We start from the raw sequence: 21,069 nt of genomic DNA on the forward strand, positions 1-21,069 counted from the left end.
CCGATGCCGCGATCTGGTTCACCGAAGGACGCAACACCAGTCACGCCAGGGGGCGTTGAGGACTTTCAGTCGAGGTCCAGCACCACCTTGCCGATCGCCTCCCCGCTCCGCAGCCGCTCCGCCGCCTCGGCGAACGCGTCGATGCCGTGCCGCTCGATCTCCAGGGTCAGTGCCCCCGTCCGCAGCTCCGCCAGCAGGCCCTCCGCGTCCGCCGCGACCTCTTTGCCGCGCGTCATCAGGTTCACCGGCAGCAGGGACACGTCGGCGAGCAGGAAGTCCGCGAGGTCGACGGTGAATTCGCGTCCTGCGGTGTAGCCGACGAGCGCGACCCGGCCACGCGGGCGGACGAGCGGGAGCGCGTCGCGCAGGACCGGTCCGCCGACCGTGTCGATGACCACGTCGACCGGGCCGCCCACGGACTCGGCGGACAGTTCGGAGGCGAGGACGGCCTTCGCGGGTGCCGGAACGTGGGCGAGCTTGGCCGGACGCCCGACCACTCCGACGACTTCCGCCCCGGCCCGCGCGGCGACCTGCACCGCCATCGCCCCCACCGCGCCCGCCGCACCGGTCACGAGTACCCGCTCCCCGGGCCGGACGTCCGCCACCGCGTGCACCGCCGCCCACGCCGTACCGACCGGTGAGAACCAACTGCACGCCAGCGCAGGGTCCGTACCCTCCTCCACAGCCTCCACCGCGGCGTCCGGCACCACCGCGTGCTCCGCCCAACAGCCGTCGCGGCGCAGGCCGATGGCCTTGCCGCCGAGGCGGACCAGAGTGCCCTCGGGGTGGGTGTCCGAGGCGAGGACGACCCCGCAGCCCGTGGTGCCCGGCACGGCCGGCAGGTCGGGGAGGATGCCGAACTTGCCGTCCACGACGTTCAGATCGAGGTGTCCCACTTGGGCCGCCCGCATCCGTACGAGGGTGTGGCCGGGGCGGGGCTCCGGCACCGGGCGCTCCACCAGGCGGGGCAGCGAGCCGAAGCTCTCCAGGACCAGGGCGCGGGACTTGGCGGTCGTCACAACTTCACTCCGTATCGACGCAGAACGCGAGACGCGACGATCCGCAGGACGCGGTCGAAGACGAACCCGAGGATTCCCAGGGTGATGATCCCGACGAAGACCCAGTCGATCCGCCCGTAGTTGCGAGAGGTCCAGATCAACGAGCCGAGTCCGACCTGGGAGGCGACGATCTCGGCGGAGACGATGGTCAGGAAGCTGTTGCCCATGGCGAGGCGGGCGCCGGTGACGATGTGCGGCACGGTCGAGGGCAGCACGATGCTCCGCAGGATCTGACGGCGGTTCGCGCCCAGGTTCCGGGCCGCGCGCAGCTTGGACTCGCTCACCGCCATGACGCCGGCGCTGGTGTTGACCGTGACGATGAAGACGGCCGTGTAGAAGATCAGGACGACCTTCGACGACTCTCCGATGCCGAGCCACACCACGGCCAGGGTCACGAAGGCGACCGGTGGGATGAACCGGAAGAACTCGATGTAGGGCTCCAGGAGTTGGCGGACCACCGGGACCTGTCCCACCAGCAGGCCCACCGGTGCGCCCACGAGGACGCCGAGTCCCCAGCCGATCAGGATGCGGCGGCTGGAGGCGATGATCGAGTTGGTCAGTGTGCCGTCCGACGCCAACTGCCGTGCCGCGCTGAGGGTTTCGCTCGGGGAGGCGACGAGCGAGGAGCCGTACGCCATCGCCAGCAGTTGCCAGACGGCGAGGCCGACGAGGACGGACAGGGTGTACATGCCGAGTGCGCGCAGGCGGCTTGCGGTTGCCCAGGTCGGGCGTTTGCCGGCCTCCGTACTGCCAGTAGCGGCAGCCGTCGCGACGGTCATCGGGCGTCCTCCTCGGTGTCGGGCGACCGGTCGTCGAGTCCCTGGTCGCGCAGGGCCTTGCGGACCTCTTCGCCTATGTCCTCCCGTAGTTGGCGACGGAGTTCGACGGCGGACGGATCGTCCTCGTCGCGCGGCCTGGGGAGGTCGACCGGGTAGACGGACTTCACCGAGGCCGCCGGGCCCGCGGTCATGACGGCGATCCGGTCGGCCAGCAGGATCGCCTCGTCGATGTCGTGGGTGACGAAGACGACGGTGCAGCCGGAGGCGCGCCAGATGCGGTCGGTCTCCTCCTGCATCACCTGCCGGGTCTGTGCGTCGAGCGCGCCGAAGGGTTCGTCCATCAGGACGACGCCGGGTTCGTTGGCCAACACTCGGGCGATCTGGACGCGTTGGCGCATGCCGCCGCTGAGCTGGCCCGGGAAGCGGTCCGTGCAGTGGCGTAGCCCCACCAGACCGAGGTATTCGTCGGCCAGCTTCGTCTGTTCGGCGCGTGAGGCGCCGCGCATGCGGGGGCCGAAGGCGACGTTCTGACGGATCGTCATCCAGTCGAACAGTGCCTCGCTGCTCTGGAAGACCATCCCCAACTCCGGGTCGGGGCCGGTGATCCGGGCCCCGCCGACGCTGAGGCTGCCCTCGTCCACGGGCACGAAGCCGGCCATCGCCGACAGCAGCGTGGACTTGCCGCAGCCGCTCGGGCCGAGCAGACACAGGAACTCGCCGGCGGCTATGTCGAGGGAGATGTTCCGGACGGCCTGGAAGGAGTCGAAGCGGATGCCGACGCCGTCCGCGCACAGGGCGGCGCCGCGGACCTTCGGCAGGTCGGTGTCCACCATCTCTGTCATGACGATCCCTTCAAGTGCTGGGCGAACCAACCGCGTTGGACCGCCGTCGTGACATCCGGCTGGGCCTTGACCTTGCCGGTGTCCACGAAGAACTTGGCGGTGTCCGCGTACGACTTGAGGTCCGCGGCGGTGAAGTCGCGGGTCCCGAAGTCGATTTCCTTGATGGCGGTCAGCGTCTGGGCCGCCGGGACCTTCACGGCCTTCTCGGTCGCCTCGGCCGCGGCCTTCGGGTCGCTCTCGGTCAGCCGGGCCGCCTCCTGAAGGGTCTCGGCGACCTTGCTGGCGGTATCGGGATTGGCCTTCAGCCAGGCCGCGCTGGTGAGCAGCCACTGGGAGTAACTCAGGCCGTAGGCACCGGTGTTCTCCAGGATCCGGCCGCCCTGCGCGACGCCTTTGGTGGGCCAGGGTTCCCACAGGACGTACGCGTCGACGTCGCCCTTCTGCATGAGGGCCGGGATCTCGGGCGGGTCCGCGGTGATGAACTCGACCGACTTCGGGTCGATGTTCCTGGACTCCAGGAACCGGGTCGCCGCGAGCTCGGACAGCCCGGGCGCCACGGCCATCTTGCGTATCTGCGAAGGGGACTTGACCTTCGGGCCGAGGACGACCTTGAGGTACTGGCCGGACTGCTCGTAGACCAACAGGGAGCGCAGGTCGGGGTCTTGGGGCAGCATGCTGATCGTAGTGGTGTCCGAGTTGCCGGACATCTGGACCTGACCCGCGACGAGGTTGTTGACGCCCTCGCTGCCCTGTCCGAACTGGACGAGCTGGACGTTCACTCCGTGCTTGGCCCAGAGGCCTTTCGCGTCGGCGAGGAAGAAGGGCGCGTACGAGGCGTCGATGCCGACGCCGATGCGGATGGTGGGGCCCGCGGCGTTCTTGCCGGAGCCGGAGCCCGCGGCCGAGTCGGTGGTGCCCGCGCCGCACGCGGTGAGCGTGAGGAGTGCGACGGCGAGGGCGGTGGGGCCTGCGAGGGGGGTTCGTGTCGTGGACCGTGTCTCCATGAGTACCTCGGGGGGTCGACGGGTGACCGCGGGCTTCGGCTGGTCGGTGGGGGGCGGCACGGGAACTGGCGCACCGTAGAACGGCGGGTGTCGCTCGCGCATCGACGAGGGTCCGCTGAACGGGACGCGCAGGTGAGGACCGCTCTCCCGGCCGGTCCGCGCGGTGCGGTCTGCTCAGCGGGACGGGTCCCTTGGGCGGATCCGCCGCTCCGTCGCATGCTCGCCGGACAGGCATCCCGGCAGCAGGAGGACGCGCACGATGACGGTCGACGACTCTCCCGACACCCAGCCCCCGGTCCGGAGCCGCCGCAGACCAACTGGTGAGCCCGGCCGGCAGGACTGGAAGTCGTGGCCGCACTACGACGCGGCGGGCACGGGCTTCCGCGGCTACTGGTACCCGGTCACCTGGTCCAGCCAGATCACCGCCGATCCGCTCCCGTTCACGATCTGCGGCGAGAAGATCACGCTGATCCGGGACGGCGACACAGCGTACGCGCTGCACAACCGCTGCCCGCACCGCGGCGTCCCGCTCTCCGAGGGCGACCAGCAGTTCCCCGGCACGATCAGCTGCCCGTACCACGGCTGGACCTTCGACCTGCCCACCGGCAAGCTCGCCGCGGTCATCACCGACGGGCCCGGCTGCCGGCTGACCGGCAAGGTCTCGGTGCGGACGTACCCGGTCGAAGAGCGCCTCGGCATGGTGTGGGTGTACATCCCGCTCGCCGACGAGGAACCGCACTCCATCGATTCGCAGTTGCCCGAGGAACTCGTCGAGAACGCCTTCGTGATGGGCGGCCGGATCGACCCGCGCGGCGGCAACTGGCGCTTCGCCTGCGAGAACGGCTTCGACGAGGGACACGCCAAGTACCTGCACCGCACGGCGCTTTGGCGCCTGTTCAAGCCGATGCCCACCTGGAACATCACACGTGTCGTCCCCAAGGGCCGCTGGATCTACCGCGTCCAGGACGAGGTGTACTGGGAGGCGGACTTCCCCGGGGTCGGCCGCTGGACCAACAAGCGCTGGTGGAAGGCCCAGCCGCCGAAGGAGGCCTTCAACATCGGCAACACGGGCAAGCCCGACAAGGTGAACCCGACGATCGAGGCCCAGGAGTTCCCCGGCTTCGCGTCCCTGTCGATGCCGGGTGTGCTGCGCATCGCGTACCCGAACTTCATCCACTACGAGTTCTACGTCCCCGTCGACCAGGACAACCACCGCTATGTCGGCGTGATGGTCAACTTCACCGAGGGCTGGGACACCCTGCGTTTCTACGCCAAGTACCTCGGCGCGATCCGCTGGTTGTTCCACGGCCAGTTCTCCGGCCAGGACGCGTGGATGGTCGACATCACCGACGCGCCCCCGGAGAAGCTCTACCGCCCCGACATCTCGCTGACCGCCTGGCGGAACCTCAGCGAGCAGGAGTACGGCAAGAAACTCGCCGGCCCCGACGCAGACACCAGTTCCGCCGACACCGGTTCCGACGAGAAGAAGGCATGACCATGGGCCGCACCCTGCTCACCCTGCTGATCGGAGCGGGTATCGCCATCGGGCTCCCGCTCGCCAAGAAGCGCTTCGAGCGCACCACCATGACCCAGGTCCACAGGATCAACCAATGAGCGGCGCAGGCGAGTTGGCCGGACTCGACGCCGAACGGCGCGGCTGGGTCGAGGACGCCTGGCGGCAGGTCACCGGCGACCGGTTGCGCGAGCTGATCACCGGGCTCGTCGACATCCCGAGCCCCACCGGCGACGAGGGCCCTCTCGCGGAGCACATCGCCGCGACCCTGACGGCCGCCGGTTGCCGAGCCACGGTTCAGCCGTTGGACGACCGGCAGGCCAACGCCTGGGCTCGGCTCTCCGGCGACGGCACCGGCCCCGACCTCATGCTCTACGCGCCGATCGACACCCTGACGGTGGGCGAGGAGAGCGAGGATCTCCCGTGGATCGGGCCGGAGTTGCGGGACGACATGCGCCCGCGCGCCACCGTCCACGACGACCTCGTCGTCGGCCTCGGCGCCTCCAACCCGAAGGGCCACGCGGCCTGCGTGATGATGGCCGCCGAGGCGATCGCCCTGGCCGGCATCCCACTCACCGGCGACCTGGTCGCGGCGTTCGGCGCGGGCGGCATGCCCACCAACGCCCGCCCCGGCTCCACCCGCATCAACACCGGCCAGGGCGCGGGCTGTTCGTACCTCCTCGAACAAGGCGTCTGGACCGACTACGCCCTCATCGCCAAGCCCGGCTGGACGGTCTCCTGGGACGAGGTCGGCCTCGTCTGGTTCGAGGTCACGGTCCACGGCACCCACACCTACGTCGGCTCCCGCCACCGCCTCCCCTACGACAACCCCGTCGCCCGCGCCGGTGAGGTCGCCCGGCACCTGGAGGAGTGGTTCGTCGAGTACGCCGACCGGCACACCTCCGGCACGGTCGCACCGCAGGGCATCGTCTCCTCGATACAGGGCGGTTGGCCCCGGATGGCGGCGGTGACACCGGCGTCCTGCACCCTCATGGTGGACCTGCGCATCGCCCCGGACACGACCCCGATGCAGGCCAAGCGGGAGTTCCTCGCGGCCATCGACACCCTCCGCGAGAAGAACCCCGGCATCCATGTCGACGCCGAGATGGTCCTGGCGATCCCCGGGACGCGCACCGACCCTGACAGCTGGATCTGCCGTAGCGCGACGGCGAGTTGGGCCGCCTTCGAGGGGCGCGAGCACGAGGTGATCCGGGGCAACAGCGGGGCAACCGACGCCAACATCCTGCGCGGGCGCGGCATCCCGACCGTGCGGGTCGGCATGCCGAAGGTCACGGACTCGCTGTTCGACATCGACTTCGCGCGCGGGATGAACACCGTCTCCGTGCGGGCGATGGAGAAGCTCACGCGCCATCTGATCCGCACGGCGATCGACACCGTGACCCGGTCCCGCGCCGAAGTGGCATCCCTCTCGGAAGGAACGACGGCATGACCGAGATCGTCCTGGGCGTGGGCGCCTCGCACAGCACCCTGATGAACACCCACTGGGAGCAGACCCTCCACAAGGACCGGGCCGAGCGGTTCCGCGACGCGCTCACCGAGGCCCGGGAGGCACTCCTCGCCGCCCGCCCCGACACGGTGATCCTGGTCGGCTCCAACCACTTCCGCGGCTTCTGGCTGGACCTGATCCCGAGCTTCACGATCGGGGTCGGGGAGTGCGTCGCGAGCGGCGAGTCGGGCACCCCGAAGGGCCCGCAGCCGGTGGACGTCCCGCTGGCCCGGCACCTCGCCAACTCCCTTGTCGAGAGCGGGAGTTTCGACCCGGCGTTCTCTGCCAGACTCCAGATCGACCACGGCCAGTCGCACGCCATCCAGTACCTCTTCGAGGGCATGGACGTGGAGATCGTGCCGATCGTCGTGAACGTCTTCGCCCCTCCGCTGCCCACTCTCACGCGCTGCGAGGAGTTGGGCCGCGCGATCCGGGACGCCGTCCTCGCCTTCCCCGGGGACCGGCGCGTCGCGGTGGTCGGTTCGGGCGGGCTCTCGCACCGGCTGCCCTGGCCGGACTGGCGCGAACCGCACGGCGACGACGAGGAGTTCATGGTCGGCGCCTGGCTGAACGGCCGGGAGAACTGGCAGGACTACGACGGCCGGCGCCGCGAGATCATCCGCGCCGCCGAAGCCGCGCTCAACCCCGAGTTCGACAACGACTTCCTCTCCCTCGTCGAGCGCGGTGAGACGCGTCGCATCACCGAGTACACCACCGAGGAGCTGGAGAAGGTCGCGGGCAACGGCGCCCAGGAGCTGCGTACTTGGCTGCTCATGTCGGCGGTGCTCGACCACATTCCGGGACGTCGGCTGGCCTACGAGCCGATGCCCGAGTGGCTCACCGGGATGGGCGTAGCCGTCCTCGATCCCCAACTGGCCCCCACCGAAAGGCAGTAAGGCAGTCATGAGCATCTGGACCGAACTCTCGGGCATCGACTACCGCCACGCGTACGTCGAGACCGGCGATGTCACCACCCGCGCTCTCCAGGCCGGCCCCGAGGACGGCGAGCACGTCGTGTTCCTGCACGGCACGACCGGTCACCTGGAGGCGTTCGTCCGCAACATCCCGGCACACGCCGAGGCCGGTTACCGCTGCCACGCCATCGACATGCTCGGCCACGGCTACACCGGCAAGCCCGACCGTCCCGGTGAAATCCCGGCGTACGTCGACCACTTGATGGCGTACCTCGACGCGGTGGGCGCCGAACGCGCGCACCTGGTCGGCGAGTCGCTGGGCGGCTGGGTCGGATCCTGGGCCGCGAGCGAGTACCCGGACCGGGTCTCCTCCCTCCAACTCCTGTGCATGGGCGGCACGAAGATCAACCCGGCGGTGATGGAGCGACTCAAGACCTCGACGCGCGCCGCGGCCATGGAGCCGGAGATCTCGTACACCCGCGACCGGCTGGCGCTGCTGTGGGCGGAGTGGGACGAGGACCTGGGCGAGGAGCTGACCCAGGTGCGCTACGAGATCTACCACCACCCCGAGTTCCAGGAGAACCTGCACAACCTGCTGGCGCTCCAGGAGGTCGAGGCCCGTGAGCGCAATCTGCTCCGCCCCGACCGCATGGCGCGCATCAAGTCGCCGACGCTGGTGGTGTGGGGCAACAAGAACCCGCTCGGGGACGTCCCGGAGGCCGAGGCGATCGCCGCCGCGATTCCCGGGGCCCGGCTGGAGATCTTCACCGAGTGCGGACACTGGCCGCAACATGAGAAGGCGAGCCTGTACAACCCGCTGAGTCTCGCGTTCCTCGCCGAGTCGTCGTCCGCCGGCTGATATCCGCCAATTGGCTTCGGTGTCCCGGCTGTTCCCGCTGTAACCGTTGATCGTGAGGTGTCCGCCATGACCGTCGTCCCGATCGCCCGCGCCGCGGCCTACTCTCCCCCGCCTCCCGTCACAGGTTCAGCCGTGTCCGCGTCCGCGCCCCCCGACTCGATGAACTCCGTCCTCGGCAAGGTGCGGCCCATCCTGGAGGCGTTCACCGTCGACGACGAGTCGCTCTCCCTCGCGGATCTTGTGCGCCGTACCGGAGTCGCGAAGGCCACCGTGCACCGGCTGTGCCAAGAGCTGGTCGTCTGGGGGCTGTTGGAGCGGGCGGGGTGCGACTACCGGCTCGGGCTCAGGCTGTTCGAGATCGGGCAGCGGGTGCACCGGCAGCGGATCCTGCGCGAGGTGGCGCAGCCGTACATGGAGGATCTGCTGCTCGCCACGCAGGAGACGATCCACTTCGCGATCCACGACGGCCTGGATGTCGTCTACTTGGAGAAGATCCTGCCGCACCGGGGCCTGAGCGAGGAGTCCCGGGTGGCGGGCCGGCTCCCGCTCTACTGCACCGCCACCGGCAAGGCGATCCTGGCCTTCTCCCCCGCCGCCCTGTTCGGGGAGGTGATCAGGAACGGGCTGAAACCGTTCACCCGGCACACGATCACCTCTCCCGGGCGGCTGCGCGGCCAGGTGGAGCGCATCCGGGAGGAGGGCATCGCGACCGAGGCGGAAGAGGTCAGACTCGGCTACATGAGCATGGCCGTGCCGGTCTTCGGCCGGCAGAACACCCTCGCCGGCGCCCTCTCGATCACCGCCCCGACCTACCGCGTGGACGCCGCCGCGCACGCCAGCGCGCTGCGCACCGCGGGTCTGGGTATCGGCCGGTCGCTGAGGTCGGCGCTGTGAACGTCCTGGACGAGGTGCTGACGCGGGCCCGGAGTCTCGTGGACCGGTGGGAGGACGAGGACTGCGGCACGGTCACCGTCAAGGACTTCTGCCGGTACGCCGCCGCGCTGAACGACGCCGACTACATCGACCGGGCCCGGAAACGGGAGGCGACGGGCGAGCCCGTCGAGGCTCCCGCCCTCTTCCTCGCCGCCACGATGAGCTGGGAAGACGGGCCTCCCGAACGGGAGTTGAGGCCGGACGGGCTGGCCGCCCGGGAGTCGCCGTGCACCATGGGCCTGCCGGTCCGCCAGGTGCACGGCGGCCAGACCGTGCGGCTGCTCCGGGGCCCGGTCGCGGGCAGCCGTGTCACCGCCTCGCGGGCGGTCACCTCCGCCGAGCGCAAGCAGGGCCGCTCCGGTGCCTTCGTGCTGCTCGGCCTCACCACCCGCTTCACCTCGGCGGACGGCACCGAACTGACCGCCGTGGACGAGACGATCGTCGTGATGGAAGCACTCGACTCCCCCGGAGCCCCATGAACCCGCCCGTCGCCGGTGACATCTGCCCGCCGCAGCGGTACACGCACAGCACGGTCCAACTCTTCCGCTTCAGCGCCGTGTCGTGGAACTCCCATCGCATCCACTACGACGCCGGGTTCGCGGCCTCGGAGGGCTTCCCGGGTGCCGTCGTACAGTCCACCCTGCACGGCGAGACCCTCACCCGGTACGCGTTGGCGTGGGCCGGGCCGAACTCCCTTCTGGAGACGGTGAGTTGGCGCAACCGTACGACCGCCGTGGCAGGTGAGCCCCTCACCTGGACCGGAACCGTCCAGGCGGTGGAGGGCGCCCGGGTGTCCCTGGAGGTCGCCGTCCTCAAGGCCGACGGCACTCCCTGTGTCACGGGAACGGTCCAAATCGCCCTCGTCTGACCCCCGTCCCGGCAGCCGGACCGGTTCCATTGGGCCTGGAGCGGTCCGTTCCTACGCTCCTGAACCATGAGCGTTCCTATTGATGCGCCGGTCCAGTCACCGGTGATCGAGACCGACATCCTGATCATCGGCGCCGGCCCGTCCGGCCTCTACGGCGCCTACTACGCCGGCTTCCGCGGACTGCGCGTCACCGTCATGGACGTGCTGCCTCAGTGCGGCGGCCAGATCAGCGCGATGTACCCGGAGAAGCCCATCTTCGACATCGCCGGATTCCCGTCGGTACGGGGCCGCGACCTCGTCGACAACCTGGTCGCGCAGGCGGCGCTGTACGACGTCCGCTACCTCCTCGGGGAGCGGGCGGTGGACCTGGCCCACGACCGCGAGGGCCGTCCCGTCGTCCGTTCCGACGCGGGAACCGTCGTACGGGCGGGGGCAGTTGTGATCACGGGCGGGGTGGGGACGTTCACGCCCCGGGCTCTTCCGGCGGGAGAGGACTTTCTCGGGCGCGGGCAGGTGTACTTCGTGCCGGACCCGGCCGCCCACACCGGTCACGACGTGGTCGTCGTCGGCGGCGGGGACAGCGCCTTCGACTGGGCGGCGCTGCTCGCCCCGATCGCCCGGTCCGTCACCCTCGTCCATCGCAACGCACGGTTCCGGGCGCACGCGGCGAGCGTGGAGAAGGTGCGCGCGCTCGGCATCGAGATCATCACCGACTCCGAAGTGAGCGCCCTGCACGGCGAGTTGGGGGTGGAGAAGGTCGAGGTGCGGCACCGGGTCGAGAAGACCGTCCGGCTGCTGCCCGCCCGTACGGTCGTCGCCGCGCTCGGTTTCATCGCCGATCTTGGACCGCTCCAAAACTGGGGGCTCGAACTCCGGGCGCGGCGGATCGCCGTCGACACCCGCATGGCGACCAATCTGCCGCGCGTGTTCGCCGCCGGCGACATCACCGACTACCCGGGCAAGGTGCGGCTGATCTCCGTCGGCTTCGGCGAGGCCGCCACCGCCGTGAACAACGCGGCCACCGTCATCGACCCCGAGGCCGCGCTGTTCCCCGGCCATTCCACCGAGAAGGAGAACTGACATGGCCTACGTCATCGGATCGGCCTGCGTCGACATCATGGACCGGTCCTGCATGGAGGAGTGCCCGGTCGACTGCATCTACGAGGGCGAGCGCAAGCTCTACATCAACCCCGTGGAGTGCATCGACTGCGGCGCCTGCGAGACGGCCTGCCCCGAGCAGGCGATCACCGTCGACCGGCTCGCCGACCCGGAGTTCCGCGCCGACAACCGCCGCTTCTTCGAGGAGCCCCTGTCCGGTCGCACGACACCGCTCGGCACCCCCGGCGGGGCGACCGCCGTGGGGCCGGTGGGCGCCGACACGGCGTTCGTTAGCGCCCTGTGATTTCCGGCGAGTGGCTCAAATCTGCGTTTCCAGGGGTGGCGCAATCCTGCGCGCCCCGAGGGAATTCCAAGCGAAAGCTGCACCGCAACACAGGCAAATCCTTGCCCGCCCACACTCCTCCTTACCAGTTCCCACGGAAAGGAGTGAACACGGTCCTATGACGGAGCGAACAGTCCTGGCCGGAATGACGTTGATCGACGGCACCGGAGGTGCCGCACGGACGAACGCGACCGTGGTGATCGACGGCACCGTGATCACCGAGGTGGGAGACGCGGACAGCGTGGCGACGACCCCCTCGGACACGGTGTACGACCTGCGGGGGACGACCCTGCTGCCCGGTCTCGTCGACTGCCATGTGCACCTGCGGTCCAACGCGGGCACCCGCCCGCAGGACGTGCAGCTGTGGAACATGCTGACGTCGACGGAGGAGCAGACCCTGCATGCCGCGGCCAACGCCCGTGAGGCGCTGCGGTCCGGTTTCACCACGGTCCGGGACACGGCCGGTTCGCTGCCCGAGGTGGCGGTCAAGCACGTGATGGACGAGCACGTCCTCGACGGGGCGCGGGTCGTGGCCTCCGGTCTCGTGGGCATGACCGCGGGGCACGGCGACATGTTCTGCCCGGCGACCCTGGACGAGAAGCGGATGTGGCCGCCGGCCGACGGCGCGGACGAGTGCCGCAAGCGGGTCCGGGAGTACGCCCGGATGGGCGTGGACCTGATCAAGATCTGCACGAGCGGCGGCACGCTCTCCGTCGGCGACAAGACCTCGTGGCGCAACTACACGGACGCCGAGATCGACGCGATCGTCGACGAGGCGCACGCCCTGGACCTGCGGGTGGCGGCCCACGCGCACACCCGGGCCGGGATCACGGCCGCGCTGGTCGCCGGGGTGGACACGCTGGAGCACGGCTCCGACCTCGACGAGGACCTCGTCGAGCTGATGCTGGAACAGGGCACGTTCCTCTGCCCGACCCTGTCGATCAGCGAGTTCATGACGGAGCACGGGCGCCAACGCGGCCTGGTGACCGAGCAGTTGGACAAGGCGGAGTTGCTCCGCGAGCGCCGGCTGATGTCCGTACGGCGGGCCTATCGGGCCGGGGTGCGGATCATCACGGGCAGCGACTCGTCGAACACGATGCTTTTCGGGAATCACGCCCGCGAACTGGTGCTGCTGCACGAGCAGATCGGCATGACGCCGGCCGAGGTCCTGGTCGCGTCGACCTCCGCCGCCGCCGAGGCCCTCGGTCTCGGGTCCAGGACGGGGACGGTCGCGCCGGGCATGTGGGCGGATCTGCTGCTGGTGGACGGTGACCCGCTGGCCGATCTGGGCGTGCTCACCGACCGGCGGCGGCTGCGCGCGGTGTTCCGCGAGGGCCGGGTCTTCGACCCGAACGCGGCCGGTTCCGTCCCCGGCGCGCTGGCCGCGCGACTCCGTCCCTCCGAACCGACCCGTACGACGCCCCGGGCCTCGGCGCCGGCCGCCGCGATATAAGGGGAGAGATCCAGTGCTGCGTTATCTGTCGATCCGTGTGGTCCGCTCGCTCGCGGTGGTCCTCTGCCTCAGCGCCATCGTGTTCGCCCTGGCGCATCTGGTCCCCGGTGATCCGGCGGCCCTGATCGCCGGCGAGAACTCGACGCCCCAGCTGCGCGCCCAGATCACCCAGCAGCTGGGTCTCGACCAGCCCGTGTGGTCGCAGTACCTCACGTGGATCGGGCACGCCGTCCGGGGCGACCTGGGCTCGTCCCTGCTGGACGGGCAGAGCGTCGGCGCCCAGGTCGCGGCCCGCCTCCCGGTGAGCCTCGAACTCGCCGTCTACGCGGCGGTGATCGCGGTCCTGTGGGGCATCCCGGCGGGCATCTGGTCGGCGATGCACCAGGGGCGCGCCAAGGACCGGCTGGTCAACAGCGCGGCATTCATGGGGCTCGCCGTCCCGCCGTTCGTGGTCGGCACGGTGATGGTCCTCCTGGTGAGCACGCTCGCACCGACCTGGCCGCTGTTCTCGTTCGTGCCGTTCTCGCAGGACCCACTGCTCAATCTCCAGGTGCTGCTGCTCCCTGCGATCGCCCTGGGCATCCCGTTCGGCGCGACGCTCTGCCGCTACATGCGGGCCGCCGTCCTCGACGTGGAGGGCCAGGACTTCATGCGGACGGCGGCGGCGAAGGGCGCGGGGCGACGGCGGCTGATGCTGCGGCACGCGCTGCGCAACGCGCTGGTACCCGTGGTCACCGCAGGTGGCCTCCAGCTCGGGGTGCTGGTCGGCGGCACCGTGATCGTCGAGCAGGTCTTCGCGCTCCCCGGGCTCGGCTCGCTGATCGTCAACTCCATCACGCAGCACGACTTCACGGTGATCCAGGGCGCGATCCTCGCGCTGGGCGCCTCCTATGTGCTGATCAACCTGGTGACCGACCTGGTCTACCCCCTCATCGACCCCCGCATCCGGACGACTGGAGCTCGCCGTGACGGTTGAATCCACCGCGCCCGCCGTCACCGTGGCACCGGCGCGACGACGACTGCGGCCCCGCCTCGGCTGGAACGCGACGCTGACCACGGGGGTGTGCGTCCTCGTCGCGATCGTGCTGCTGTCCCTGCTCATCGGGTTCTTCGGCCGCTACTCGACGACGGACGTCGGCGACTCGCTGCTCACCGGCCCCTCGGGGAGTCACTGGCTGGGCACCGACAACCTCGGCCGTGACCTGTTCACCCGGACCTTCGGGGCGGCCCGGCAGTCCCTCATGGTGGCCTTCGGGGCGACCACCCTCGCCGCGCTGATCGGCGTCCCGATCGGTCTCGTCGCCGGCTACAACGCCCGGCGCCTGGACGCGGTCCTGATGGCGGCGATGGACACCGCGATGTCGATTCCCTCCGTGCTGCTGGCACTTGTGCTGGTGTCGGTCTTCAGCCCGGGCATGTGGGTCCTCATCGGGGGCATGGGCCTGATCTTCGTGCCGTACTTCGCGCGGATCGTGCGTGCTCCGGCGCTCACCGTGCGCGAGCGGGACTTCGTGTCGGCGGCGCGCATCGCCGGCGTACCCACTCCCGTGATCATCGGCCGCCATGTACTGCCGAACGTGCTGTCCTCCGCGCTCGTCCAGTACGCCAACACCGCGGCGACCTGCGTCCTGGTCGAGGCGTCCCTGAGCTATCTGGGCCTCGGCATCCAGCCGCCGACGCCCAGCTGGGGCCGGATGATCTTCGAGGGTCAGCGCTATATGAAGGACGACCCGCTGCTGGTGATCGTCCCCGGCATCACCCTGGCCATCGCCACGGCGGCCTTCGGCCTCATCTCCGACGGCCTACAGGAACAGCTCAACCCGCGCGGCAGGCGCCGCACGCCCTGAACAGGCGCCCGCACCACGTCACCTCACCCTCACGTTCTTGAGAAACAGGCGGTCATGATGACGAACCACACCCTCTCCCGCAGAAACGCGCTGGCCCTCGGCGGCAGCACACTCGCCGGCCTGATGCTGGCGGCCTGCGGCGGTACGGCCACCACGGCCACCAAGACCTCCGGGAAGCCGGTCAGCGGCGGCACCCTCACCATCGGGCTCGACGGGGAGCCCACGGTCGGCTTCGACCCGCAGGTGGCCCAGGCCTACTTCGACCAGCAGATCGTCGCCCAGTTCTACGAGGGCCTGCTGAGCCTGGACAGCAAGGGCCAGATCAAGCCCGGGCTCGCGAAGAGCTACCAGCAGGTGGACTCCACCACCTACCGGTTCACGCTCCGCGACGGGATCACCTTCCACGACGGCACCAAGCTCACCACCGACGACGTGATCTTCAGCCTGGAGCGGCTGATGGACCCCTCGATCAAGTCGCCGTACACCCAGCAGTACAAGATCAAGACGGTGACCGCGCCGGACGCCAGCACCATCGAGATCAAGCTCAGCACCCCGCAGCCGTCGCTGTACAACTTCCTGGCCCGCCCGTGGAGCGGCGCCATCATGAGCAAGAAGTGGACGACGTCCCGCACCGGCAACCAGCTCAAGCAGACGGAGAACGGCACCGGCCCCTTCGCCCTGAAGAAGTGGTCGAAGGGCATCTCCATCGAGCTCTCCGGCCACAAGGGCTACTGGGACAAGCCGAAGCCGTACCTCGACACGGTGATCTACCGGCTCATCCCCGACGAGACCTCGCGCGTCGCCTCGCTGCGCTCCAACTCGGTGCAGCTGCTGTCCTTCCGCGACCTGCGCATGGTGAGCGACGTCAAGACCACCAGCGGTGTCACCGAGGCGAACGGACCCATCGTCTCCAGCATCTGGCTCAACATGAACACCCTCAGCGGACCCCTCGCCGACAAGCGGGTCCGGGAGGCGTTCAACCTCGCCATCGACCGCGAGACCCTGATCAAGACGCTGGGCAGCGGCTCGGCCACCTTCGGCTACGTCATCCCGCCGCAGGACCCGTACGGCATCACGCCCACCACCGCCGACCCGATGTACAAGCAGAACCAGAGCAAGGCCATCGCGCTCCTCAAGGAAGCGGGCAAGAGCAAGGTCACCATCGAACTGCTCGCCCCCAGCGACCCGGCCTACGGCCCCGACATCTCCGCCATGGAGCTGATGAAGGCGCAGCTGTCCAAGGTGGGCATCACGCTCAACCTCAAACTCGTGCCGTTCGCGAGTGTCGTGCCGAAGGTGCTGGCCGGCGAGTACACCGACATGGTGATGATGACCAGCGTGCTCAACGCGGACCCGAGCCAGTACCTGGACCTGTGGTTCGCCAAGGGCAGCCCGGCGACCAAGGTCAAGGACCAGCACCTGTGGGACCTGATGGCCGCCGCGAAGAGCGAGCAGAACAACGCGAAGCGGGTCACGCTCTACCACCAGCTCGCCCAGTACATCGCCGACGAGGCCTACCTCCTGGTGCCGTACGCCAAGGCGGTGCGGGGCGAGGCGTGGAGCGACAAGCTGCACGGCTACCAGCCGGACGCGACGGCGACCCGCCTCAACCTCAAAAACGCCTGGCTGTCCCAGTGAAGGCCGACACCTTGACGCCCGCCCGTGCCACCGAGCCCGGTGGCACGGGGCCGGTCCTCGACGTCTCCGGACTGCACATCGGATTCGGCGGCTCGGACGTCGTCTCCGGCGTGGATCTCCGCGTCGAACAAGGCGAAGTGGTGGGCCTGATCGGCGAGAGCGGCTGCGGCAAGTCCAGCGTCGCCCTCGCCGCCATGGGGCTGCTGGGCTCGGGCGCCGACGTCCGCGCCGACCGGCTGGAGGCGTGCGGCACGGATCTGCTGGGCAGCGCGCCCAAGGAGTTGGAGAACCTGCGCGGCGACCGCGTGGCCATGGTCTTCCAGGAGCCCATGACCTCGCTCAACCCGTGCATGCGGGTCGGCGCGCAGGTCGCCGAGGTGTTGCGCATCCACGGCAAGGCCGGCCGGAAGGAAGCACAGGAGCGGGCCGTGGACCTGCTGCGCCTGGTGGAGATCCCCTCTCCCGAGCGCCGGGCCAGGCAGTTCCCGCACGAGCTGTCCGGCGGCATGCGCCAGCGCGTGGTCATCGCCATCGCGATGGCGGGCAGCCCGCGCCTGCTGCTGGCCGACGAACCGACGACCGCCCTCGACGTCACCGTGCAGGCCGAGATCCTCCGACTGCTGCGCTCGCTCCAGGAGGAGCACGGCATGGGGATGCTGCTCATCTCGCACGACCTCGGTGTCATCACCGCCATGTGCAGCCGCGTGCAGGTGATGTACGCCGGTCAGGCGGTGGAGTCCGGCACGGTCGAGCAGGTGCTGAACGCGCCCCGGCATCCGTACACGCGGGCGCTGCTCGCGGCGGTGCCCCGGATGCGGGAGGGCGACGGCACCCCGCTCACCGCGATCCGCGGCCAACTCACGGACGACGCCCGCCGGTTGCCCGGGTGCCGCTTCGCGCCGCGCTGTCCGCTGGCCGCCGACGCCTGCGCCGAGCCCCAGCCGTTGCGGCCCGTCGGCGAAGGGTGGGTGTCGCGCTGCTGGCGTGACATCGAGGACGCCCCGACCGCAGCCGGAGGAAACGATGAGTGAATCGCGACTGGATCTGACAGTGGCCGAACCGACGGCTCCGCCGCCTACGGCGGACACCGAAGTGCCGCCACTGCTCGAACTCGCCGGTATCGGCCACGAGTTCGGCCGTCGCCCGGGCCGTTCCGGTGTCCGGGCCGTGGACGACATCTCGCTGGCCCTGAACCCTGGTGAGACGGTCGGCCTGGTCGGCGAGTCCGGGTGCGGCAAGAGCACGCTCGGCCGGATCGCCACCAGGCTGTACCGGCCCACGCGGGGCGCCGTGCGCTTCGAGGGCAAGGACATGACGCACAAGCCGAAGAGCGCCGACCTCAAGGCGTTCCGGCGTGCGGTGCAGATGGTGTTCCAGGATCCCAACGGCTCGCTGAACCCCCGGTTGCCGGTGGGCTCCAGCATCGAGGAGCCGCTGCGGGCCCGCGGGGTGCCGCGCACCGAGCGCCGCGAGCGGCTGGCGGAAGTCCTGGAGGAGGTCGGCCTCGACTCGGCGGCGGCCGGCCGTTATCCGCACGAGTTCTCCGGCGGTCAGCGTCAACGCCTCGCGCTCGCCCGGGCGTTGGCCCCGCAGCCGTCGGTGATCGTCCTCGACGAGCCGACGTCGGCGCTGGACGTCTCCATCCAGGCACAGATCCTCAATCTGCTCCAGGAGATCCAACAGCGGGACCGCATCGCCTACTTGTTCATCTCGCACAACCTCGGCGTGGTCCGCCACCTCAGTCAGAGGGTGGCAGTTATGTACCTCGGCTCGATCGTCGAGATCGCCCCGGCACAGCAGTTGTTCGAGGCTCCGCAGCACCCGTACTCGATGGCACTGCTCTCCTCGGTCCTCGAACCCGGCGATGACACCGGGCCGGGCGAACAGATCGTCCTCAAGGGCGAGTTGCCCTCGCCGACCGACATTCCGACCGGCTGCCCCTTCTCCTCCCGCTGCTGGCTGGCCGACGACCACTGCCGCAGCGAACGCCCCGCGCTCACCGAACAGGCACCCGGCCATCTGACCGCGTGCCACAAACCAGGGGGTCACTCATGACGGACACGCTGCACCGCGGCTACGTATCGAGCCCGTTCGGTCAGCTGCACTATGTCGAATGCGGCACGGGCGAACCGGTTCTGATGCTCCATCAGACACCGCGCTCCTGGACCGAGTACCTGGATGTACTCCCCTATGTCGGGGCCACGCACCGGGCCATCGCCATGGACACCCTGGGTTTCGGGGCCTCCGCGAAACCCGACGGGCCGCACTCGATCGACCGGTTCGCCGACGCGGCCGACGCGCTGATCGAGGAACTCGGCCTGGAGCGCTTCCATCTCGTGGGCCATCACACCGGCGGGGTCATCGCGGTGGAACTCGCCGCGCGCCACCAGAAGCGGGTGGCGAGTCTGTTCCTGTCCGCGACCCCCTTCATCGACGAGGAGAAGCGCCGCTCGGCCGGCCGGCGCAAGGCCGTCGACCACGTCGTCCCGCAGCCCGACGGCTCACACCTCATCGAACTCTGGAACCGCAGGCGGGAGTTCTACGAGCCCGGCGAGGAGGCCGCCCTCAACCGGTTCATGATCGACGCGCTGACCGTGCTGGACCGGGTCGAGGAAGGGCACGTGGCGGTACGGGGTTCGATGATGGACCAGCGGCTGCCCCTCGTCACCGCCCGCACCCTCGCCGTCTGCGCGTCCGGCGACCACTTCTCGATGCCGGGCCTGGAGAAGTTCGCCGACGCCGGCTGCGAGACCCGGGTCATTCCCGGTGGACATGTCCCCGTGCCGGAGCAGCTCCCCGGGGAGTTCTCCCGGCACATCCTGGACTGGGTGGCGGCGGGATGACCACCGCCGGCGCGGTCCGGGAGTCCGGCGAGCGGCCCAACTCGGTGCTCGGCAAGGTGAGTCTGATCCTGTCGGCCTTCGGTGACGACGACTTCTCGCTGGGCCTCGCCGAGCTGAGGTCGCGTACCGGCATCGCGAAGGCCACTGTGCACCGGTTGTGCCAAGAACTCGTCGCCACCGACTTCCTGGAGCGGGACGGCTGCAACTACCGCCTGGGCGTACGGCTTTACACGATGGGCCTGCGCTCTCCGCAGCAGCGCACCCTGCGCGAGGCGGCCAGGCCGGTGATCGAGGGCCTCGCGCAGACCCTGGACAACGCCGTGATCCTGGCGATCCCGCACGACTCCGAGCTGCTCTGCGTCGAGAACCTCGGCACGCACCGCAATCACGCCCGGTCCACCGCCGACGGCCGACGCCTGCAACTGCACAGCACCGCCGCGGGCAAGCTCACCCTGGCGCTTCTCCCCGAGCAGTACCCGCTCGCGAGCGTCCTCCCCCAGATGGTCCGCTGCACCCCGCACACGCTCGGCCCGGCCCAACTGCCGGGTGAACTCAAGCGCGTTCGGGAGCAGGGCTACGCCGTCGAGGTCGAGGAGCGGCGCCTCGGCTACCTCGCCGTCGCGGTTCCCGTGCGCGGTGCGGGCGGCGCCTACCTGGGCGCGCTGTCGGTCATCGCGCCCACGGCGGGCAGCAGGATCACCCGCCTGCTCACCGCCCTCACCCAGGCATCGAGCGTCATCACGACCCGACTCGCTCGCTACGACTCCCTCCGCGCTCCCCTCTAGCACCTGCCCCCGCACCGCTCTCGGCCAAGGCCGCCACGAACCCCTCGGGGTTGTCGCGCATCATGTGGTGGCCCGCGTCGGGGACGTCTACGACCGGGATGCCGGCCTGCCGTACGGCGGGCTCGTCCGCGTAGGGGCGGCTGCGGGTGCCGATCAGCATCACCCGGGGCTGGGGAAGGCCGTAGAAGAGCTCCGCCGTGCCCGGAGTCGTCCCGCGTACCAGGCTGACGGCGCTGCGGTGGAGGATCGCGGGGTCCGACGTGCGGACGCGGGCGGCGTAGTCGGGGTCCAGTGTCGACAGGACCGTGCGGTATCCGCGGCTGACGAAGTCCTCCTCGGACTGGGCGGCGATGGCCGCGCTGTAGAGTCCGCCGCCCGCGCGCAGGTTGGGCTCGGCGACGATGAGCCGGGAGGCCAGGTCGGGGCGGGTCGCCGCGAGGACGATCGCGATGGCGCCGCCCATCGAGTGTCCGACGAGGACCGTGTCCTTGATGCCCTCGTGGTCCAGGAGAGCGGCGACCGTCTCGGCGTGCGCCTCCAGCGTGCCGGGGAAGTCCTGCGGGCGGTCACTGAAGCCGTGTCCCAGGAGGTCGACGACGATCGACCGTCCGCCGTGGAGAGCCGCGATCCCCGTGAAGTCGGCCGAGCCCGCGCAGCCCAGTCCGTGGAGGTACACCCGTGCGGGGCCGTCGCCCGGGAGGTCGATCCAGCGCAGGTGGCCGCCGGCGCCGGGGATGTACGTGGACCGCATCAGTGCTCCTCAACTGCCTTCAGGAAGGGGGTGG

General features: G+C 70.0%; 23 protein-coding genes. 18 read left to right on the forward strand and 5 right to left on the reverse strand.

What is annotated here, in order from left to right:
- Positions 1–65: 65 nt before the first annotated feature.
- Genes OG194_RS02415 through OG194_RS02430 form a run of 4 tightly spaced genes read right to left on the reverse strand, consistent with a single transcriptional unit; the run spans position 66 to position 3,683 of the window.
- On the reverse strand, positions 66–1,019 hold the full coding sequence (locus OG194_RS02415) for a quinone oxidoreductase family protein (protein ID WP_327399123.1): 954 nt from the start codon (positions 1,017–1,019) through the stop codon (positions 66–68).
- On the reverse strand, positions 1,016–1,837 hold the full coding sequence (locus tag OG194_RS02420; protein WP_327399124.1) for an ABC transporter permease: 822 nt from the start codon (positions 1,835–1,837) through the stop codon (positions 1,016–1,018). The genes OG194_RS02415 and OG194_RS02420 overlap by 4 nt, the downstream gene beginning before the upstream one ends.
- Positions 1,834–2,679 carry an ABC transporter ATP-binding protein gene (locus OG194_RS02425; protein ID WP_327399125.1) on the reverse strand — a complete coding sequence of 282 codons (846 nt, stop codon included), beginning with the start codon at positions 2,677–2,679 and terminating at the stop codon, positions 1,834–1,836. The genes OG194_RS02420 and OG194_RS02425 overlap by 4 nt, the downstream gene beginning before the upstream one ends.
- A complete protein-coding gene (locus tag OG194_RS02430; RefSeq protein WP_327399126.1) occupies positions 2,676–3,683 on the reverse strand; it encodes an ABC transporter substrate-binding protein in 1,008 nt (335 codons plus the stop codon). Before OG194_RS02430 ends, OG194_RS02425 begins: the two co-directional genes overlap by 4 nt.
- Before the next feature lie 259 nt (positions 3,684–3,942).
- On the opposite strand from OG194_RS02430, the gene OG194_RS02435 reads away from it, so the two are divergent.
- The 18 genes from OG194_RS02435 to OG194_RS02520 all read left to right on the forward strand — a co-directional run bounded on the left by OG194_RS02435 (position 3,943) and on the right by OG194_RS02520 (position 20,284).
- On the forward strand, positions 3,943–5,178 hold the full coding sequence (locus tag OG194_RS02435; protein ID WP_327399127.1) for a Rieske 2Fe-2S domain-containing protein: 1,236 nt from the start codon (positions 3,943–3,945) through the stop codon (positions 5,176–5,178).
- On the forward strand, positions 5,175–5,297 hold the full coding sequence (locus OG194_RS02440) for a hypothetical protein (RefSeq protein WP_327399128.1): 123 nt from the start codon (positions 5,175–5,177) through the stop codon (positions 5,295–5,297). The genes OG194_RS02435 and OG194_RS02440 overlap by 4 nt, the downstream gene beginning before the upstream one ends.
- A complete protein-coding gene (locus OG194_RS02445) occupies positions 5,294–6,646 on the forward strand; it encodes a M20 family metallopeptidase (protein ID WP_327399129.1) in 1,353 nt (450 codons plus the stop codon). The genes OG194_RS02440 and OG194_RS02445 overlap by 4 nt, the downstream gene beginning before the upstream one ends.
- Positions 6,643–7,599: a catechol 1,2-dioxygenase gene (locus OG194_RS02450; protein ID WP_327399130.1), complete on the forward strand. Its 957-nt coding sequence runs from the start codon at positions 6,643–6,645 to the stop codon at positions 7,597–7,599. The genes OG194_RS02445 and OG194_RS02450 overlap by 4 nt, the downstream gene beginning before the upstream one ends.
- Positions 7,600–7,606: 7 nt before the next feature.
- The gene (locus tag OG194_RS02455) at positions 7,607–8,476 is read left to right on the forward strand and encodes an alpha/beta fold hydrolase (RefSeq protein ID WP_327399131.1); all 870 of its coding nucleotides are present in this window, start codon (positions 7,607–7,609) and stop codon (positions 8,474–8,476) included.
- 66 nt (positions 8,477–8,542) lie between these two features.
- Complete coding sequence (locus OG194_RS02460) at positions 8,543–9,370, forward strand: IclR family transcriptional regulator (protein ID WP_327399132.1); 828 nt, start codon at positions 8,543–8,545, stop codon at positions 9,368–9,370.
- A complete protein-coding gene (locus tag OG194_RS02465) occupies positions 9,367–9,888 on the forward strand; it encodes an FAS1-like dehydratase domain-containing protein (protein ID WP_327399133.1) in 522 nt (173 codons plus the stop codon). Before OG194_RS02460 ends, OG194_RS02465 begins: the two co-directional genes overlap by 4 nt.
- The gene (locus OG194_RS02470; protein ID WP_327399134.1) at positions 9,885–10,277 is read left to right on the forward strand and encodes an acyl dehydratase; all 393 of its coding nucleotides are present in this window, start codon (positions 9,885–9,887) and stop codon (positions 10,275–10,277) included. The genes OG194_RS02465 and OG194_RS02470 overlap by 4 nt, the downstream gene beginning before the upstream one ends.
- A 66-nt stretch (positions 10,278–10,343) precedes the next feature.
- Positions 10,344–11,357 (forward strand): NAD(P)/FAD-dependent oxidoreductase, encoded by a 1,014-nt coding sequence (locus OG194_RS02475; RefSeq protein ID WP_327399136.1) that lies wholly within the window; start codon positions 10,344–10,346, stop codon positions 11,355–11,357.
- A gap of 1 nt (position 11,358) precedes the next feature.
- Complete coding sequence (fdxA, locus tag OG194_RS02480; RefSeq protein ID WP_327399137.1) at positions 11,359–11,679, forward strand: ferredoxin; 321 nt, start codon at positions 11,359–11,361, stop codon at positions 11,677–11,679.
- Positions 11,680–11,836: 157 nt separating this feature from the next.
- The gene (locus OG194_RS02485; protein WP_327399138.1) at positions 11,837–13,171 is read left to right on the forward strand and encodes a metal-dependent hydrolase family protein; all 1,335 of its coding nucleotides are present in this window, start codon (positions 11,837–11,839) and stop codon (positions 13,169–13,171) included.
- A gap of 13 nt (positions 13,172–13,184) precedes the next feature.
- Entirely contained in the window at positions 13,185–14,147 is a 963-nt protein-coding gene (locus OG194_RS02490; protein WP_327399139.1) for an ABC transporter permease, read from the forward strand.
- Complete coding sequence (locus OG194_RS02495) at positions 14,137–15,018, forward strand: ABC transporter permease (protein ID WP_327399140.1); 882 nt, start codon at positions 14,137–14,139, stop codon at positions 15,016–15,018. Before OG194_RS02490 ends, OG194_RS02495 begins: the two co-directional genes overlap by 11 nt.
- 57 nt (positions 15,019–15,075) lie before the next feature.
- Entirely contained in the window at positions 15,076–16,656 is a 1,581-nt protein-coding gene (locus OG194_RS02500) for an ABC transporter substrate-binding protein (RefSeq protein ID WP_327399141.1), read from the forward strand.
- On the forward strand, positions 16,653–17,687 hold the full coding sequence (locus OG194_RS02505) for an ABC transporter ATP-binding protein (protein ID WP_327399142.1): 1,035 nt from the start codon (positions 16,653–16,655) through the stop codon (positions 17,685–17,687). The genes OG194_RS02500 and OG194_RS02505 overlap by 4 nt, the downstream gene beginning before the upstream one ends.
- Positions 17,680–18,711 (forward strand): ABC transporter ATP-binding protein, encoded by a 1,032-nt coding sequence (locus OG194_RS02510; RefSeq protein WP_327399143.1) that lies wholly within the window; start codon positions 17,680–17,682, stop codon positions 18,709–18,711. The genes OG194_RS02505 and OG194_RS02510 overlap by 8 nt, the downstream gene beginning before the upstream one ends.
- Entirely contained in the window at positions 18,708–19,499 is a 792-nt protein-coding gene (locus tag OG194_RS02515) for an alpha/beta fold hydrolase (RefSeq protein ID WP_327399144.1), read from the forward strand. Before OG194_RS02510 ends, OG194_RS02515 begins: the two co-directional genes overlap by 4 nt.
- Positions 19,496–20,284: an IclR family transcriptional regulator gene (locus OG194_RS02520; RefSeq protein WP_327399145.1), complete on the forward strand. Its 789-nt coding sequence runs from the start codon at positions 19,496–19,498 to the stop codon at positions 20,282–20,284. Before OG194_RS02515 ends, OG194_RS02520 begins: the two co-directional genes overlap by 4 nt.
- On the opposite strand, the gene OG194_RS02525 is transcribed toward OG194_RS02520, so the two are convergent.
- The gene (locus OG194_RS02525) at positions 20,238–21,035 is read right to left on the reverse strand and encodes an alpha/beta fold hydrolase (protein ID WP_327399146.1); all 798 of its coding nucleotides are present in this window, start codon (positions 21,033–21,035) and stop codon (positions 20,238–20,240) included. The genes OG194_RS02520 and OG194_RS02525 overlap by 47 nt on opposite strands.
- Positions 21,036–21,069: the final 34 nt, after the last annotated feature.

It is taken from the genome of Streptomyces sp. NBC_01288 (genome assembly GCF_035982055.1).
Lineage (GTDB): Bacteria > Actinomycetota > Actinomycetes > Streptomycetales > Streptomycetaceae > Streptomyces.

Coding starts and splice junctions, on each gene's coding strand:
- OG194_RS02420 (WP_327399124.1), bottom strand. CDS start 1,837: ATGACCGTCGCGACGGCTGCCGCTACTGGCAGTACGGAGGCCGGCAAA.
- OG194_RS02425 (WP_327399125.1), bottom strand. CDS start 2,679: ATGACAGAGATGGTGGACACCGACCTGCCGAAGGTCCGCGGCGCCGCC.
- OG194_RS02430 (WP_327399126.1), bottom strand. CDS start 3,683: ATGGAGACACGGTCCACGACACGAACCCCCCTCGCAGGCCCCACCGCC.
- OG194_RS02435 (WP_327399127.1), top strand. CDS start 3,943: ATGACGGTCGACGACTCTCCCGACACCCAGCCCCCGGTCCGGAGCCGC.
- OG194_RS02440 (WP_327399128.1), top strand. CDS start 5,175: ATGACCATGGGCCGCACCCTGCTCACCCTGCTGATCGGAGCGGGTATC.
- OG194_RS02445 (WP_327399129.1), top strand. CDS start 5,294: ATGAGCGGCGCAGGCGAGTTGGCCGGACTCGACGCCGAACGGCGCGGC.
- OG194_RS02450 (WP_327399130.1), top strand. CDS start 6,643: ATGACCGAGATCGTCCTGGGCGTGGGCGCCTCGCACAGCACCCTGATG.
- OG194_RS02455 (WP_327399131.1), top strand. CDS start 7,607: ATGAGCATCTGGACCGAACTCTCGGGCATCGACTACCGCCACGCGTAC.
- OG194_RS02460 (WP_327399132.1), top strand. CDS start 8,543: ATGACCGTCGTCCCGATCGCCCGCGCCGCGGCCTACTCTCCCCCGCCT.
- OG194_RS02470 (WP_327399134.1), top strand. CDS start 9,885: ATGAACCCGCCCGTCGCCGGTGACATCTGCCCGCCGCAGCGGTACACG.
- OG194_RS02475 (WP_327399136.1), top strand. CDS start 10,344: ATGAGCGTTCCTATTGATGCGCCGGTCCAGTCACCGGTGATCGAGACC.
- fdxA (WP_327399137.1), top strand. CDS start 11,359: ATGGCCTACGTCATCGGATCGGCCTGCGTCGACATCATGGACCGGTCC.
- OG194_RS02485 (WP_327399138.1), top strand. CDS start 11,837: ATGACGGAGCGAACAGTCCTGGCCGGAATGACGTTGATCGACGGCACC.
- OG194_RS02500 (WP_327399141.1), top strand. CDS start 15,076: ATGACGAACCACACCCTCTCCCGCAGAAACGCGCTGGCCCTCGGCGGC.
- OG194_RS02510 (WP_327399143.1), top strand. CDS start 17,680: ATGAGTGAATCGCGACTGGATCTGACAGTGGCCGAACCGACGGCTCCG.
- OG194_RS02515 (WP_327399144.1), top strand. CDS start 18,708: ATGACGGACACGCTGCACCGCGGCTACGTATCGAGCCCGTTCGGTCAG.
- OG194_RS02520 (WP_327399145.1), top strand. CDS start 19,496: ATGACCACCGCCGGCGCGGTCCGGGAGTCCGGCGAGCGGCCCAACTCG.
- OG194_RS02525 (WP_327399146.1), bottom strand. CDS start 21,035: ATGCGGTCCACGTACATCCCCGGCGCCGGCGGCCACCTGCGCTGGATC.